Here is a 15460-nt window from a genome sequence, read left to right as displayed (position 1 = left end):
CGTTCGAACCGGGGGACCTACCGCGGCGGAGCCGTCCGTTGACACGGGCCGCCCCTGACGGTCCGCGGCCGAACCACCGCGGCCCCCGTTCCGCCCCGCCGGCTCACACGGGGCCGCGGGTGTCGGCCTGGGGCCTGGCCGTCCCGCGGACCCGGCGCCACACGCCCGGCGCCGCGCTGATCGCCACGGTCAGCGCGACCGCCGCGACCACACCCTCCCAGGGCTCGCTGAACAGCGAGCCGCCCAGGATGCCGATCAGCTGGTACGTCACCGCCCAGGCCAGACAGGCCGGCGCATTGCCGCGGGCGAAGCGGCGCAGCGGCCACTGGGCCATCAGACAGGCCAGCATCACGGGTATGCGGCCCGCCGGGACCAACCGGGACAGCACGAGCACCGTCACCCCGTGGTCGGCCAGCTTCTCCTGCGCCCGGGCCAGCCGGTCGGCGGGCGCCCGCGCCCGGATCGCCTCCAGCCAGCGCGAGCCGTTCTTCGAACCCATCCCGCGCCGCCCCAGCCAGTACAGCGCCACGTCCCCCAGGAACGCGGCCGTCGACGCCGTCGCGAACACCAGCGCCAACGAGAACGGCGCCGTCTGGTGGAAGGCCACCACAGCCGCCGAACTCACCAGCGCCCCGGTCGGCACCACCGGCACCAGCGCGCCGATCAGCACCAGCAGGAACAGCGTCGGATAGCCGATCGCCTGCTGGGTGGACTCCGGCGGCGCGTTCGTCGTCGCGGCGGCAAGCCAGTTCACCTCGCGACCTCCAGCCGTACGCCTTCGCCGTGCCCCAGCTTGTGCACCGCCACCCCGGGCGCGGCCTCGGCCGCGAGGCGCACGAACTCGTCGCCCGGCGCATGGAACTCATGGGGGCGCACGGCGTCCATGCCGATCGGCCAGTACGTCCCGTAGTGCACCGGCACCGCGCTGCGCGGGGCGAGACCGGCCAGCGCCCGTGCCGCCCGGCCGGCGTCCAGATGCTCCTCGCCGAGGTGCGGCCCCCAGCCGCCCACCGGCAGCAGGGCCAGGTCCACCGGCCCGACCTCCGCGGCCATCGAGTCGAACAGTCCGGTGTCCCCGGCGAAGTAGGTGCGGGCCTCGCCCTCGACGACGTACCCGAGCGCGGGGGAGCGGTGCGGGCCGACCGGCAGCCGGCGGCCGTCGTGCCGCGCGGGCACCGCGCGCACGACGAGGCCGCCGACCGCGATCTTGTCACCGGGGACCACCTCGGTGACCCGCAGTCCGCCGAGCCGGCGCAGTCCGGGAACCGCGCGCGGCGCGCCCCGGGGCACGAGCAGGCGGGTGCCGGGGGCGAGCCGGGCCAGCGAGGCGAGGTGCAGATGGTCGGCGTGCAGATGCGAGACGAGCACTACGTCCGCGCGGTGGGCGTCCGGCGACGGCAGTGCGCCCCGGCGCCGCCGCAGGTGCGCGAGCCGCCGGGCGAACAGGGGATCGGTGAGCACACGCGTGTTCGAATCCTCGATCGTGCAGGTGGCGTGACCCCACCAGGTGACCTCCACCGGCACCCTCTTCGCCTCCTTCGTGCGACTCCCCGAAGCCTACGGGCAGGAGTAGGGTCGGCGGGGAAACCCGGAGGTGAGGGGGTTCCATGGGACCTGTTCGGGTCACGGCGATCGCGAGTCTGACGCCGCTGGAGGAGCTGGAGGAGGATCCCTTCCTCGTGGATTCCCGCAGTCAGCACGCGATGTGCGCGTGCTGGGCCGCCGAGCACGGGTACGTCGTCGCACGGGAACTGCTGGTGCGCGGGCTCAGGCCCGACCACGACGTGCTGTGGGACGGGGTGCGGCCCGGCGTGGACCTGTTCGTGGCGCCGAGCCGCCGGGTGCTGGAGAGCGCGCTGTCCTCGGTCGAGCAGTTCACCGCGGAGTGCGCGCGGCGCGGGGTGCGCGTCGAGACCGTGGGCCGGGCCGAGCCGCGGTACGACGCCCAGATGAAGGCCCAGGTGCACCGCCGGCTGTCCATGCCCACCGCCGGGTACGACGGACGGTAGCCGCCGCGCCGGATCCGGCTCCACGGCGCCCGGCCGGGCCGTGTGACAAGGTGGGGCGGACAGGCCCGCGCCGGCGGCGGGCCCGGACGTGAGGTGGGCGGGGAGTGCGTGGCGGGCAGTGGCGGCGAATAGCCAGTCAGGTCGGGCGGAGCGTCACGGTGTGGGCGGTCTCCACGCTCACCATGCTGGTGCTCGCCGGGATCCTGCCCGATTTCCAGCTCCAGTCGGCCGACGGTGACAGCGCCACCCGCATCGCCGTCACCGCCGCGCTCGGCGCGGGCGCCTTCGGCGTGCTGTCGGCGGTCGTCTGGCCCGTCCTCGTCCGGCTGCTGCTCCTCGTGCCCGCGCTCGTGCTCGGGCTGCTGGTCTTCTTCCTCAACGGCTCGCTCCTGCTGGTCGCGCTGCGCCTCAACCCCACCGGCCGGGGCGCGGTGGCCCCCGAGACCGCCGTCATCGTGGCCGCCGTGATGTCCGCCGTCGCCTCCGCCACCGGAGCCGCGCTGGCCGTCCGGGACGACGACGCCTACCGCCGCCGCCTCTACCGGCTCGCCGACCGCCGCCGCCGCTCCCGGCCGCCGTGCCCGGCCACTCCCGGCACCGTCTTCATCCAGTTGGACGGCGTCGGCCACGACGTGCTGACCGAGGCCGTGGGCAACGCTCTGCTGCCGACCGTGGGCCGCTGGCTTGGCGCGGGCGACGGGCGGGCCCCCACCCACCGGCTCACCTCCTGGCACACCGACTGGTCCAGCCAGACCGGCGCCAGCCAGCTGGGCATCCTGCACGGCAGCACCTACGACGTGCCCGCCTTCCGCTGGTACGAGAAGGACACCCGCGAGGTGATGGTCTGCAACCGGCCGACCAGCGCCGCCGAGCTCCAGCGCCGCGCCGTCGTGCGCACCGGCGACCGCGGACTGCTCGGCGCGGACGGCGCGAGCCGCGGCAACCTGTTCAGCGGCGGCGCCGACGAACAGGCCCTGGTGCTGTCCATCGCGGCCCGCCGCCGCGGCCGGGAGAACCGCTCCCGGGCCGGCTACTTCGCCTACTTCTCCGACCCGGCCAACGCCGTGCGCACCGCCCTGTCCTTCTGCGCCGAGGTCGGACGTGAGATCGGCCAGTCCACCCGGGCCAGGATCCGCAAGCAGCGGCCCCGCGTGGGGCGCGGCGGCCTCTACCCGTTCGTGCGCGCCTTCGCCACCGTGGTCGAGCGGGACGTCGTGGTCGCCGCTGTGGTGGGCGACATGCTCGTCGGCCGCGCCGCCGTCTACGCCGACCTGGTCGCCTACGACGAGGTGGCCCACCACTCCGGGCCGCACAGCCAGGACGCCGCGAAGGTGCTGCACCGCCTGGACCGCTCGCTCGCGCTGATCGAGAAGGTCGCCGAGCACGCCCCGCGCCCCTACCGGATCGTCGTCCTGTCCGACCACGGCCAGAGCCCCGGCGAGACCTTCCGCGCCCGCTACGGCCTCACCCTCGGCGATCTGGTCAGGGCCGGGTCCGGGCTGCACGTACCGCGCCGTGCGGAACGCACCCACAGCGGCGCGGAGGCGCGGGCGGCCGTGCGCGCGGCCCTGCGCCGGCCGGTCGAGGAGGGCGGCGAGCGGCACCTGCCCGCGCGCCGCCGCTCCGAGCCGATCGTGCTCGCCTCCGGCAACCTCGGCCTGGTCTCCTTCCCCGACGTGCCGCACCGCATGACCAAGGAGGAGATCGACGCCCGCCATCCCGCCCTGCTCGGCACGCTCGCCAACCACCCGGGCATCGGCTTCCTGCTGGTGCGCAGCGCGGAGCACGGCGGGGTGGTGCTCGGCGCGTACGGCGCGGAGATCCCGCTCGACCGGCTCGACGACGAGCCCGGCCCGCTCGCCCGGTTCGGGCCCGGCGCCGCCGACGCCGTGCGCCGCACCCACTCCTTTCCGCACACCGCCGACATCATGGTCAACTCCGCGTACGATCCGGCCGACGGCGAAGTCCTCGCCTTCGAGGAGCAGATCGGCTCGCACGGCGGGCTCGGCGGCGCCCAGGCCCGGCCGTTCCTGCTGTCGCCCCTCGTGCTGTCCGCGCCGGCCGACGACGGCCGCCCCCTGGCCGGCGCCGAACACCTCCACCGGGTGCTGCGCGGCTGGCTGCACGAGTCCGGCGGCCCCCAGGTCCCGCTCCCCGCGGCGGAGTCCCCCGCGGCGGAGTCCGACCGGCGGGTGGCCTGAACACCGGTGGTGTGCCGGGCCGTTCGCCCGCGTCGTCGCCCGCCGTTCACCCTGCGTGGCCCGGTCCTCAAGGTGCGCCGGGCCCGAATGTGATCGGATGGGGTCCGGAACTCTCCCCCGGCCCGCGCCGGGAAGGGGGCGCCCCTCACCAGGACCACACGCGAAAGGAACAAACGTGGCTACCACGCGCACCGCACACACCGTCTGGGAAGGCAACCTGCTTGAGGGCAACGGCGTCGTCACCTTCGACTCCTCCGGCATCGGCGAGCAGCCGGTGTCGTGGCCGTCGCGCGCCGAGCAGGCGAACGGCAGGACCAGCCCGGAGGAGCTGATCGCCGCCGCCCACTCCAGCTGCTTCTCGATGGCGCTGTCGCACGGCCTGGCCGGCGCCGGCACCCCGCCCACCAAGCTCGTCACCTCGGCCGACGTGACCTTCCAGCCGGGTGAGGGCATCACCGGGATCCACCTGACCGTCGAGGGCACGGTCCCCGGTCTCGACAACGACGCCTTCGTCGCCGCCGCCGAGGACGCCAAGAAGAACTGCCCCGTCAGCCAGGCGCTGACCGGCACGACCATCACGCTGTCGGCGAAGCTCGCCTGACCCCGCCGCGCTGCACGGTGCCGCGTCCCCCTCGGGGGCGCGGCATCGCCCGTTTCCGGGGTACCCGGCATTGACAACAGCGCACTCAAGTTTTGTGCTGGATTCGGGGCACGCCCGGGTGGAAGGGGACGGAGATGGCACGCGCGGTCGGAATCGATCTCGGCACGACGAACTCGGTGGTGGCCGTCCTGGAAGGCGGTGAGCCCACCGTCGTGGCCAACGCCGAGGGGGCGCGGACCACACCGTCGGTCGTGGCCTTCGCCAAGAACGGCGAGGTGCTGGTCGGGGAGGTCGCCAAACGGCAGGCCGTGACGAACGTGGAGCGCACCGCGCGCTCCGTGAAGCGGCACATGGGCGACGGGGCCTGGCGCTTCCCGGACAGCGGCTCCGTCGACGGCACCCGCTACCGGGCCCAGGAACTGTCGGCGCGGGTGCTGCAGAAGCTGAAGCGGGACGCCGAGTCCTATCTCGGCGAGGACGTCACGGACGCGGTGATCACCGTGCCGGCGTACTTCGACGACGCACAGCGGCAGGCGACCAAGGAGGCCGGGGAGATCGCCGGCCTGAAGGTGCTGCGGATCATCAACGAGCCGACGGCCGCCGCCCTCGCCTACGGGCTCGACCGCGGCGAGGAGCAGACCGTCCTCGTCTTCGACCTCGGCGGCGGCACCTTCGACGTCTCCCTCCTGGAGATCGGCGACGGCGTCATCGAGGTGAAGGCCACCAACGGGGACACCCACCTCGGCGGTGACGACTGGGACCAGCGGATCGTCGAGTACCTGGTCAAGAGGTTCAAGGGGCAGAACGGCATCGACCTCGCGGTCGACAAGATGGCGCTGCAACGGCTCCGTGAGGGCGCCGAGAAGGCCAAGATCGAGCTGTCGTCCTCCTCCGAGACCAGCATCAACCTGCCCTACATCACGGCGTCCGCCGCGGGCCCGCTGCATCTGGAGGAGAAGCTGACCCGCGCCCAGTTCCAGGAACTCACCGCCGATCTGCTCGACCGCTGCAAGACCCCGTTCCACCAGGCGGTCAAGGACGCCGGGGTGAAGCTCTCCGCCATCGACCACGTCATCCTGGTCGGCGGCTCCACCCGGATGCCCGCCGTCACCGACCTGGTCAAGGAACTCACCGGCAAGGACCCGCACAAGGGCGTCAACCCCGACGAGGTGGTGGCGGTCGGCGCCGCCCTGCAGGCCGGGGTGATCCGCGGCGACGTCAAGGACGTGCTGCTCCTCGACGTGACCCCGCTGTCCCTCGGCATCGAGACCAAGGGCGGCATCATGACGAAGCTCATCGAACGCAACACGACCATTCCGACGCGCCGTTCGGAGATCTTCACCACGGCCGCCGACAACCAGCCCTCGGTGGGCATCCAGGTCTACCAGGGCGAGCGGGAGATCGCCGCCTACAACAAGAAGCTGGGCGTCTTCGACCTGACCGGACTGCCGCCCGCCCCGCGCGGAGTGCCGCAGATCGAGGTGGCCTTCGACATCGACGCCAACGGCATCATGCATGTGTCGGCGAAGGACCTGGCCACCGGGCGCGAGCAGAAGATGACCGTGACCGGCGGCTCCGCCCTCCCCAAGGACGACATCGACCGCATGATGCGGGAGGCCGAGCAGTACGCGGAGGAGGACCGCAGGCGCCGCGAGGCCGCCGAGACCCGCAACCAGGCCGAACAACTCGTCTACCAGACCGAGAAGTTCGTCCGGGACAACGAGGACCGGGTGCCCGCCGACACCAGGGCCGACGTCGAGACGGTGACGGCGGAGCTGAAGACCCTGCTGGAACAGGACGCCGACACCGCAGCCCTGCGCGCCGGAGTGGAGAAACTGGCCTCGGTCAGCCAGCGGATGGGCCAGGCGATGTACACGCAGGCCGGACAGCAGACCCGGACGGAGAGCGCGGGGCACACCGCCCCGGCGGACGAGGAGGACGTGGTCGACGCGGAGATCGTCGACGACGAACGCGACGCCAGGGGCGGCGCGGCCTGAGCCGGACCGGTGAAGTCCGCTGCGGTTCGACCGCGCCCCTGAAGGGGCGCGGGGAACTGCGCGACCAGCCACGACGGTGCCGCGGACGACCGCCGACACATCGCGGCATTGTGTACCGGCCTCCGGCAGCGGTCGCCGGGACCGGCTCAGAAGGTCTCGCGGTACTCCCGCAGGACCTTCTCGGTGCGCTGGGCGGACGAGGCGTGCGCCGTCATGTGGTCGAGGACCTCCAGGTGCAGGGAGACCTCCTTGCGGGAGTCCAGATAGAGGGCTCCGGTCAGATACTCGGTGAACACCATGTCGGGCAGCTCGGGCTCGGCGAACCGGAACAGGGTGAAGGGTGCGTACGTCCCCGGGTGCGGACCGTCCGTGAACTCGGCGAGCTGGAGCGTGACCCGGTCCCGGGCGGAGTACTCCAGCAGCTTGTCCAGCTGTTCGCGCATCACCTCGGGGCGCCCCACCGGCCGCAGCAGCACCGTCTCGTCCATGATCACCCACAGATGGGGCGGGTCGTCCCGGTCCAGCAGCCGCTGCCGGGCCATGCGCAGGGAGACATGGCGATCGATGGTGTCCGGCCCGGTCCTGCCGACCGTCCCGGCCTCCATCACGGCGCGCGCGTACCCCTCGGTCTGCAACAGACCGGGCACGAAGTGCGGTTCGTAGGTGCGGATGAGCCGGGCGGCGCCCTCCAGCGAGACGTACATGCTGAACCAGTCGGGCAGCACGTCGTGGAACCGCTGCCACCAGCCCGGCCGGTTGGCCTCCTCGGCGAGCCGGACGAACGCGGTGGCCTCCTGCTCGGGCACGCCGTACGTGGTGAGGAGCACCTGCACATAGGGGATCTTCAGGGCGACCTCGGCCGTCTCCATCCGCCGTACGGTCGCCGGCGCCACCCGCAGCACCCGGGCGGCCTGCTCCCGCCCCAGTCCGGCCGCCTCCCGCAGTTCCTGGAGCCGCTTGCCGAGCACCACCTGGCCCACGGTGGGCGCGGGCCGCCGCTCGCTCACGCCACGTCCTCCCCTGCCCGCCGCTGTCTGCGAGCAGTGTGTCACGCGCTGCCGCCCCGCACACGGGTCCGCCGTGACGAAAGCGTCACACTCCGGTCAACCCACCTGGGAGCGCAGGTACTTGGCGGTCGCCGGATCGGCGGGCAGGAACGTCTCCACGGCCAGCTCGGCGACGGTCACGTCCATCGGTGTGTTGAACGTGGCGATCGACGACACGAAGGACAGCACCCGGCCCTCGTGCTCGATCCGCATCGGCAGCGCGAAGTGGGCGACGGGCCCGGCCGGTTCCTCCTCCTCGGCGCGCGCCGGGACCGGATAGGCCGCGACCTCCTCGTACAGCTCGCGCAGCGCGTCCGAGCGGTGCAGGGCGATCTGCCGCTCCATCTGCGCGAGCAGATGCCCCCGCCACTCGCGCAGATTGCGGATCCGGGGCGCCAGGCCCTGCGGGTGCAGGGTCAGCCGCATCGCGTTCGGCGCGGGCGCCAGCAGGGCTTCGGGTACGCCCTCCAGCAGCAGCGCGACGCCCCGGTTGGCGGCGACCACGGTGTAGCCGGCGTCGACGACCAGCGCGGGATACGGCTCGTAGCCGCCGATCAGCCGCTCCATGCCGTCGCGCAGCGCGTCGAGCGCGGGATCGTCCAGCGGGGTCTCCGGATAACGTGGCGCGTAACCGGCCGCCAGCAGCAGTGCGTTGCGCTCCCGCACCGGTACGTCCAGGTGTTCGGCCAGCCGCAGCACCATCTCCTCGCTCGGCCGGGACCGGCCCGTCTCGATGAAACTGAGATGCCGGGCGGAGGAGCCGGCGCGCAGGGCCAGCTCCAGCTGGCTGAGCCGCCGCCGCTCCCGCCAGGCGCGCAGCAGGGGACCGATGCCTCCCCGGTGGGCGGGGGCGGCGGACGCTGCGGAGCCGGAGGGAGTGCTGACCATGAGGACGACCGTAGTCGAGGAGGCCGGACCGGGGGCGGCGCGCGTTCGGCGCGGGGCGTGGCAGGCTGAACGTGAGGGACCGCCACGGGGCGAACGGGACCGTCACGAAGGGAGCCGGCCATGGCCGTCGAACCGCTGTCGCAGCAGGAGATCGAGGACCGGCTGGCCGAGCTGCCGGGCTGGTCGCTGGACGGGGACCGGATCACCCGTTCCTACCGGCTCGGCTCGCATTTCGCCGGCGCCGCGATGGTCGTGCACATCGCCCAGGTCCAGGAGGAGCTGGACCATCACTCCGACCTCACCCTCGGTTACCACTCGGTGTCGCTGAGCGTGCACACACACTGCGCCGGCGGCGCCGTCACCGCGAGGGACTTCGAACTCGCCCACCGGGTGGAGAAACTCGCCGCGGGCCACGGGGCCCACTGAGGCACGGGCCCGGCCTGCGGCCTGCCGGGCAGGTCGCGTTCCCTGGTCCCGGGCAGCGGTGGCGGCCGGGAGATGCGGCAACCGCCCCGCGGGTGGCGGCGACTGAGGGGGGAATCCGTTCGTCCGCGTACCTGGCCGACGCGCGGACCGGCCAGATCATCTGGTCCACCCCGGCCGATGGGGACAACGGCCGGGGCGTCGCCGGGGACATCTGGGCGGGCAGCGCGGGCGCCGAGGCCTGGTCGTCGGCGGTGAGCGGCATCCGCAGCCCCCAGGGGAACGTGGTGGCGAGCCGCAAGCCGTCCAGCACCACGGCCGACACCCGTCTGCTGACCGGCGCCGGAGGTCATCTGGCCGACCGGCGACAACACGGCGCTGCGGATCTACTCGACGCCGTACGAGACGGGCACCAGGATCACCACGCTGCTGCACGACACCCAGTACCGCACCGCGCTGTCTTGGCAGAACACGGCCTACAATCAGCCGCCGCACCCGAGCTTCTTCATCGGTGACGGCATGCCCACGGCCCCGCGGCCGGCGGTGTACACACCGTAGCCGCGAACGAGAGGGCGCGTGTCGTCTCGGCACGCGCCCTCGTCGGTCAGCCGACCGCGCAAGCCGAGGTCCATCGAGGAGCCCGGTGCCGACGACCAGTTCAGCGACCAGCCCGACCAGGTGCCGGTGCCCCGCCTCCGCCGCTCGGGTCCGAGGTGTCGCCGTAGATCACACCCCGGCCGTTCGTCGCCACGTACACCCGCCCGTACACCCGCGGGTCGCCGGTGATCGCCGCGCCGGTCCAGCCCCACTGGTGGGCGTCGTCGTTGATCCGGGTCCAGCTCGCGCCCTTGTCCGTCGACCGGAAGATGCCGCGCACCCCGCCGATCTTCGCGCTGGTGTACAGCGTCCGGTACGAGGCGCCCGTGGCCGCCTTGCCGAAGCCGATGGTGTCGGCCTGCTCGACGCCCGCCAGTTCGGTGAAGCTCGCGCCCGCGTCCGTCGAGTGCCACAGCCCGTACGCGCCGTCGCTCGCCCCGCCCGCCAGCCACACCTCGCCCCTGGTGCCCGGCAGCGCCTTGAAACGCACGCTGTCGCCGCTCGGCAGCCCGCTCGCGGCGGACGCGGTGAAGCTCGCTCCGCCGTCCGAACTGACGTAGAACGTGCCGGACTTGAAGCCGTAGAAGGTCTTCGCGTCGACCCGGTCCGCCGCGACGATCGCACCGGCCGGGATGCCGCTCGACGCCGACCAGGACGCGCCGAACCCGGTCGCGTAGTGCACTCCCGTGCCCTCCGGGCTCCACACGAACCGGCTGCCGTCGGCCGCCGCAGCGACGGTGCCGCCGCCGCTGACGCCCGAAGGATCGCTGCCCGCGAACCAGTTGGCGCCGTTGTCGGTGGAGAACGCGACGTGCGGGCCCGAGTCCAGATTGCCGACGCGCACCACCGTGTTCGGGTTGCTCTCGGCGAAGTCCAGGCCGGTGGTCGTGGTGAAGGTGGGCGAGGTGTACATCATCGACGGGACCTTCGTCAGGTCCGTGTGCCGGAAGCCGCCGATGTCCCCGAGGGCGCTGAACAGCTGTGCCCCGCCGGAGGGTGGAGCGGCCAGGTCGTTGACCGCCGTCTCCTCCAGGCCCTGCACCATCGGCTTCACCGTGAACCGGCCGCCGCTGTCCCAGGCCGTCAGGTTCTCGGTGCCGTAGATCGTGGCGCCCGTGCCGTACAGCATCCGGGCCGAGTCGAACGGGTCGATCTCCAGCGACTCCGTCATCCAGCCCAGTTTCGGGGTCTGTTCGGGCGGGGCCGGGTTTGCGCCGAAGGTCAGCCACGGGGACGACGACACATCCATCGTGTAGCGGTTCGAGCGGTTCGGGTACGACGTGTAGTCCCAGGCGCTGGTCCAGCTGCCGCCGCTGTCCGTGGAGCGGAAGATCTGGGTGTCCGGCCACCAGGAGCTGTACGCGGTGGCCATGACGGTGCCCGGGTGCTGCCGGTCGATGGTCAGCCCGCTGAACCCGTAGTAGGTGTCGGCCTCGGCGACCGGGCTGATGTCCGTCCAGGTGCCGGTCGCGGTCGCGTACCGCCACAGCCGGCCCTTGCCGCCGTCGTACGGGCCGCCCTTGTCGCTGTAGGCGAGGTACAGACAGCCGTTCTGCGCGTCGAGGACGCCCTTGTGGGCGAGGTGCCCGGTCGGCTGCCCCGGCAGCCGCGACCAGGTCGCGCCCGCGTCCGTCGACCGGTACACCGCGTTGTCCTGGTCCGCGACCCCGACGTAGATCGTCCTCGTCGCGGTGCCGGAGCCGCCGGTCGACTCGTCGAAGGTGACCCAGACGATGCCCTGGTTGTCGCTCGCGTAGCCGGTGGTGTCGTTCGGGTCCTGCCGATAGGTGCCGGGGTTGGGGAAGTTCGTCACCTGCGACCAGGTCACCCCGGAGTCCGTCGACCGCCACAGGCCCTTGCCGCTGGGCGCGCCCAGGTACAGGACGCTGTTCCTGTTCGGGTCGACCGCGAGCCGCTCGCCCATGCCCCGGCCGGGCATGTTGCCGCCCAGCTTGAAGGGCAGGCCGGTCTTGTGCCAGGTGGCGCCCCGGTCGGCGGAGCGGAGCACGGCCCCGTTGCCCGGGTCCCAGCTGTTGGTGTACGTGCCCACGGCCGCGTACACCTTGTCCGGGTCCACGGCGTCGGAGGCCAGGCTGACCACGCCGGTGTGCCCCCAGTCGGCCCAGCCGACCGAGTCCAGCAGCGGCGTCCAGGTCCGCGTCGACTGCTGCCAGCGGTAGGCACCGCCGATGTCGGTGCGGGCGTAGACCAGGTTCTGCTCCGAGCGGTTGAAGACGATGCCGGGGACGAAGCCGCCCCCGTCGATGCGGGCGTTGTGCCAGGTGTAGGTGTCGGCCGCGGGCGCCGCCCGTGGGGCGGGCGCGGCCAGGGCGGGCTCGGTGCCCGCGAGCAGGCCGGCGGCGAGCGCCAGCACGGCCGTCAGGATGCGGGTTCTGCGCACGGTGGGGGTCCTCTCCGGGACGGTCCTCACCGGGACCGTCCGCTCCGGGACGGGATGGCACGGCGTGACGGCCGGGCGGCCCTCGGTGCGGGTGCGGACCGCCCGGCCCGGTGACCCCGTCGCCCGATGACGGGGTCGCGTACGCGGGGCTCCGAGCACTCGCGGGAGGCACGGTGGAGCCCCGGCCGTCCCGCGGAGCGCCTGGCGGGGACTATTCGAGGAGCTCCGCGTACGAGCCCATGGCCAGGGCGATGTCCGCCTGGGCCCAGAAGCGGTGGTACGTGAAGACGGGCGCGGCGCCGCCCGCGAGATAGCTCTCGATCTTCGACCAGGCCGGGTCGTCCTGGTAGAAGGACCGCAGCGACATGAACGTCGAGGACGAGTCGATCGCGTCGCCGTTGGGCATCGTCCCGCTCCAGCCGCTCGGGACGTACACGCCGTCGTCGAAGCGGCTGTAGTCGGCGCGGGTCTCCGGGACGGCGATGCCCAGGCTGTCCTGGTGGTGCGTCCACATGCCGTCGAGGAGCGCCTTCGCCGTCGTCCTCGCCGTCGGGTCACCGGACCTGGCGGCGTAGTACGTCAGGGTCTTGGCGTACGCGGCGGCCACGCCGACGTCGTCGGTGTAGTCGGCGACGGTGACGTGCAGGGAGTTGTTGGCTCCCGGCGCGGACGGGTTCCAGGTGTCGGGCTGACCCGACCACTGGAGGGTGGACGGGATCCGGTAGCTGCCGTCGGGGTTGATCGTGGTCCGGGACAGCGCCCAGGCGACCCACTTGTCGAGGACCGTCTTCGCCGCGGCGCTCCCGGTCTGCTGGTAGTACTCGGCGACCCGTTCCATCGACCAGGCCTGGAAGCCGAACCACTGGTTGGACGGCGGGTCGTGGTAGACGGGCTGCCAGTCGTAGTACATGCCGTAGAAGGTCGGGGTACCGGCCGGCGGGGTGGCGTAGCGGCCCTGCCAGCTGTTGGTGGCGCCGCCCGCGATGGCCCCCTCGGACGACTGCAGCCAGCGGTAGAACTCCAGCTGCCGGTCGAGCGACTTCGCCCAGTCCGCCGCGCCCGTCGCCGACTTGGGCCTCAGATCGGCGTACGAGCTGAGCGCGTAGGCGGCGAGCGGGTTCTGGTAGCCGCCGTGGACATGGCTGGATCCGATGCGCCAGGCCCAGCCCGCGCCGGGGTCGCTCGCGCCGCCCCAGGCGTAGTACCAGGACAGCAGGTAGTCCGAGGCGTCCTTGCCGGTGCCCGCCGGGCAGCCGGCCGGACCGACGCAGTTGCCGATCTTCTTGAAGTACTTGTCGTACATCGCGTAGCGCAGATAGTCGCCCATCTTCGCGGCCTTGCCGACGGTGGCCGACACCTCGGCGCCCTTGCCCTGCTCCTTCGCCCACACGTCCGCCCAGTAGGCGGCCTGCACCGCGCGCGCGTCGGCGTCCGGGGCGTTGGTGTACTTCCACTGCCTGGCGTAGGACGAGTCGCCGGTGAACAGGTCCAGATACCCGTTCGTGCCGCCGTACTTGAAGGCGTCGCAGGTCGGCTGCGGCACGGTCTCCCAGACCGACTCCTGCGGCCCGCGCTGGAAGGTGTTGAGGTACGACGGTCCGGTGGCCGTGGGGCCGGCCTCGCAGCTGCCGGGCTCGTTGCCGTACCCGTAGACGTTGTCGACGTCCTGGATCCAGTGCATGCCGTAGATGTCGTCGGTGCCGTACGCGCTCTTCAGCTCGCCCGCGATCGGGTCGGAACCCACCGGGATCGAGGTGTCCAGCCGGGCCGGGTACTCGTTCGGGGTGTCCAGCTCGGGCGCGTAGGTCGCCGGTTTCGACGCGTTGTAGAAGGAGTTGGTCGGCTGGTCGGCGTGGGTCGGGATCATGTATGTCTCCATCAGACCCCAGGCGCCGTTGAACCTGGACCAGTCACCGGTGACCTTGCCGTACATGGCCTGCAGCCACAGGAGGTAGCTGTAGGCCTCGGAGGTGGTCTCATGGCCCTGGTCGGGTGCCTCGACGATCAGCGTCTCGACCGAGTGGTAGGGGATGCCCTCGGGGGAGAAGTAGCCGTTCGCCGGGTTGGTGATCTTCCCGTAGAGGTCCAGGAAGCGGGCGTCGTACGTCTTCGCGGCGGCCAGCTCCGTCACGGTGACCGTCGCCCCGGTGTGGCCGGTCGCCGAGGCGGTGAACGTCGCGGTGCCGGTGCCCGAGGAGTCGGCCGTGATCGTCACCGGCCGCGCGGTGTTCCAGTCGGCCGGGGTGAAGGTCAGCGAGGATCCGCCGGTGACGCTGAGGCCCGTGTTGCCCTCCGTGCGGGCCACGCTCACCGTCACCTCGGCGCTCGGCCGGGTGGACAGCCTGACGTCGAACGTGCCCGACTTCCCCTGCTGGATGCCGAGTTGGGTCGGGGAGGCGACCACCGCAGGTCCCGAGGCGACGGTGATGCCGACCGGCGCGGACTCGGCGGCGGCGCCCAGGCTGTCGTACGCCTTCGCCAGCAAAGAATGACTGCTCACGGTCAAACCAGCGGCGGAGAGCGAGTACGGCGCGCTGGTGTCGGTGCCCAGCAGCGTGGTGTCGTCGTAGAACTCGACCTTGCTGATCGTCGCCCCGTCGGCCGCCGCCGCGGTCGCCGCGAGCGGCACCGCGTCGCCCTGGGAGTAGACCGCGCCCGCGCTCGGACTGGTCAGCACGGTGACCGGCGGCTGATGGGCGCCGGCGCAGGTCGTGCCGTTGATGGCGAAGGAGGCCGGGGCCGCGTTGGCGCCGCTGTAGGTGAACTGCGCGCCCGTGGTCACCGCGGCCCCGGCGGCGATCGTCCCGTTGTACGAGGCGTTCTGCACGGTGACCGACGGGCCGGACTGGGTCCAGGTGCCGTTCCAGCCGTTCGTGAGCTGCTGGTTGCCCGGGTAGGTGTACGTCAGCGTCCAGCCGTCGACGGCGTCCGTGCCGCGGTTGGTCAGGGTCAGGTCGGCGGTGAAGCCGGAGCCCCAGTCGTTCGTCCTGTAGTCGACGCTGCACCGGAGCGCCGCCGCGTGCGCGGGGGCCGTACCGGTGGCGAGCATCGACAGGGGCAGGGCGAGCGCCGCCACCACGGCGGTCCATAACCGCCGTGCGGCTCTTCGTCTGCGTCCGGGATGCATCGTGCTGGTTCCTCCTTGTGCGGCTCGGAGAAGTCAAGGCTTGAACCAGTGGGAGCGCTCCCATAGTGGGGAAGGGGCCGAGGGCGGTCAAGGTGCTTGAAGAGTCGAAAAGATTCGATGAACGCGGTTGCGGAAAAGTCAAGCGATTCCTCTGTTCTTTGCCGTCGCTT

11 protein-coding genes and 1 pseudogene are annotated in these 15460 nt (G+C 72.3%); 6 read left to right on the top strand and 6 right to left on the bottom strand.

The genetic code is table 11. The features are described 5' to 3' along the window. Positions 1-103: 103 nt before the first annotated feature. Together CTZ28_RS20365 and CTZ28_RS20360 are read right to left on the bottom strand one after the other, a co-directional pair. The gene (locus tag CTZ28_RS20365; RefSeq protein WP_121891078.1) at positions 104-754 is read right to left on the bottom strand and encodes a DedA family protein; all 651 of its coding nucleotides are present in this window, start codon (positions 752-754) and stop codon (positions 104-106) included. After that, positions 751-1524: an MBL fold metallo-hydrolase gene (locus CTZ28_RS20360; RefSeq protein ID WP_121891077.1), complete on the bottom strand. Its 774-nt coding sequence runs from the start codon at positions 1522-1524 to the stop codon at positions 751-753. The genes CTZ28_RS20365 and CTZ28_RS20360 overlap by 4 nt, the downstream gene beginning before the upstream one ends. An 83-nt stretch (positions 1525-1607) precedes the next feature. Between CTZ28_RS20360 and CTZ28_RS20355 the strand changes: the two genes are divergently transcribed. From CTZ28_RS20355 to dnaK, 4 genes are all read left to right on the top strand, one after another. After that, positions 1608-2009: a hypothetical protein gene (locus tag CTZ28_RS20355; protein ID WP_121891076.1), complete on the top strand. Its 402-nt coding sequence runs from the start codon at positions 1608-1610 to the stop codon at positions 2007-2009. A gap of 104 nt (positions 2010-2113) precedes the next feature. After that, the gene (locus CTZ28_RS20350; RefSeq protein WP_121891075.1) at positions 2114-4210 is read left to right on the top strand and encodes a phage holin family protein; all 2097 of its coding nucleotides are present in this window, start codon (positions 2114-2116) and stop codon (positions 4208-4210) included. Positions 4211-4385: 175 nt separating this feature from the next. Beyond that, the gene (locus CTZ28_RS20345; RefSeq protein WP_121891074.1) at positions 4386-4811 is read left to right on the top strand and encodes an OsmC family protein; all 426 of its coding nucleotides are present in this window, start codon (positions 4386-4388) and stop codon (positions 4809-4811) included. A gap of 134 nt (positions 4812-4945) precedes the next feature. Next, positions 4946-6808 carry a molecular chaperone DnaK gene (gene dnaK / locus CTZ28_RS20340; protein ID WP_121891073.1) on the top strand — a complete coding sequence of 621 codons (1863 nt, stop codon included), beginning with the start codon at positions 4946-4948 and terminating at the stop codon, positions 6806-6808. 146 nt (positions 6809-6954) lie between these two features. On the opposite strand, the gene CTZ28_RS20335 is transcribed toward dnaK, so the two are convergent. Both CTZ28_RS20335 and CTZ28_RS20330 read right to left on the bottom strand, forming a co-directional pair. Further along, entirely contained in the window at positions 6955-7815 is an 861-nt protein-coding gene (locus CTZ28_RS20335) for a helix-turn-helix domain-containing protein (protein ID WP_121891072.1), read from the bottom strand. Positions 7816-7911: 96 nt separating this feature from the next. Further along, the gene (locus tag CTZ28_RS20330) at positions 7912-8742 is read right to left on the bottom strand and encodes a helix-turn-helix domain-containing protein (RefSeq protein WP_121891071.1); all 831 of its coding nucleotides are present in this window, start codon (positions 8740-8742) and stop codon (positions 7912-7914) included. Between the two features lie 120 nt (positions 8743-8862). Between CTZ28_RS20330 and CTZ28_RS20325 the strand changes: the two genes are divergently transcribed. After that, the gene (locus tag CTZ28_RS20325) at positions 8863-9168 is read left to right on the top strand and encodes a 4a-hydroxytetrahydrobiopterin dehydratase (protein ID WP_121891070.1); all 306 of its coding nucleotides are present in this window, start codon (positions 8863-8865) and stop codon (positions 9166-9168) included. 104 nt (positions 9169-9272) lie between these two features. Then, positions 9273-9723 (top strand): annotated as a pseudogene (locus CTZ28_RS48395) (rhamnogalacturonan lyase family protein); the annotation flags it as partial. Between the two features lie 100 nt (positions 9724-9823). Here CTZ28_RS48395 and CTZ28_RS20315 read toward each other — a convergent pair. Both CTZ28_RS20315 and CTZ28_RS20310 read right to left on the bottom strand, forming a co-directional pair. Further along, positions 9824-12163, bottom strand: coding sequence for a WD40/YVTN/BNR-like repeat-containing protein (locus tag CTZ28_RS20315; protein WP_310887616.1), 2340 nt, complete (start codon positions 12161-12163; stop codon positions 9824-9826). A 211-nt stretch (positions 12164-12374) separates the two neighbouring features. Further along, positions 12375-15290, bottom strand: coding sequence for a glycoside hydrolase family 48 protein (locus tag CTZ28_RS20310; protein WP_121891068.1), 2916 nt, complete (start codon positions 15288-15290; stop codon positions 12375-12377). Positions 15291-15460: the final 170 nt, after the last annotated feature.

Source organism: Streptomyces shenzhenensis (genome assembly GCF_003688995.1).
GTDB lineage: Bacteria > Actinomycetota > Actinomycetes > Streptomycetales > Streptomycetaceae > Streptomyces > Streptomyces shenzhenensis_A.
This window is presented reverse-complemented; position numbering and strand designations above follow the sequence as displayed.

Bases quoted from the DNA above. Each gene is read 5' to 3' on its own strand.
- CTZ28_RS20355 (WP_121891076.1), top strand. From the start codon at position 1,608: ATGGGACCTGTTCGGGTCACGGCGATCGCGAGTCTGACGCCGCTGGAG.
- dnaK (WP_121891073.1), top strand. From the start codon at position 4,946: ATGGCACGCGCGGTCGGAATCGATCTCGGCACGACGAACTCGGTGGTG.
- CTZ28_RS20330 (WP_121891071.1), bottom strand. From the start codon at position 8,742: ATGGTCAGCACTCCCTCCGGCTCCGCAGCGTCCGCCGCCCCCGCCCAC.
- CTZ28_RS20325 (WP_121891070.1), top strand. From the start codon at position 8,863: ATGGCCGTCGAACCGCTGTCGCAGCAGGAGATCGAGGACCGGCTGGCC.
- CTZ28_RS20310 (WP_121891068.1), bottom strand. From the start codon at position 15,290: ATGCATCCCGGACGCAGACGAAGAGCCGCACGGCGGTTATGGACCGCC.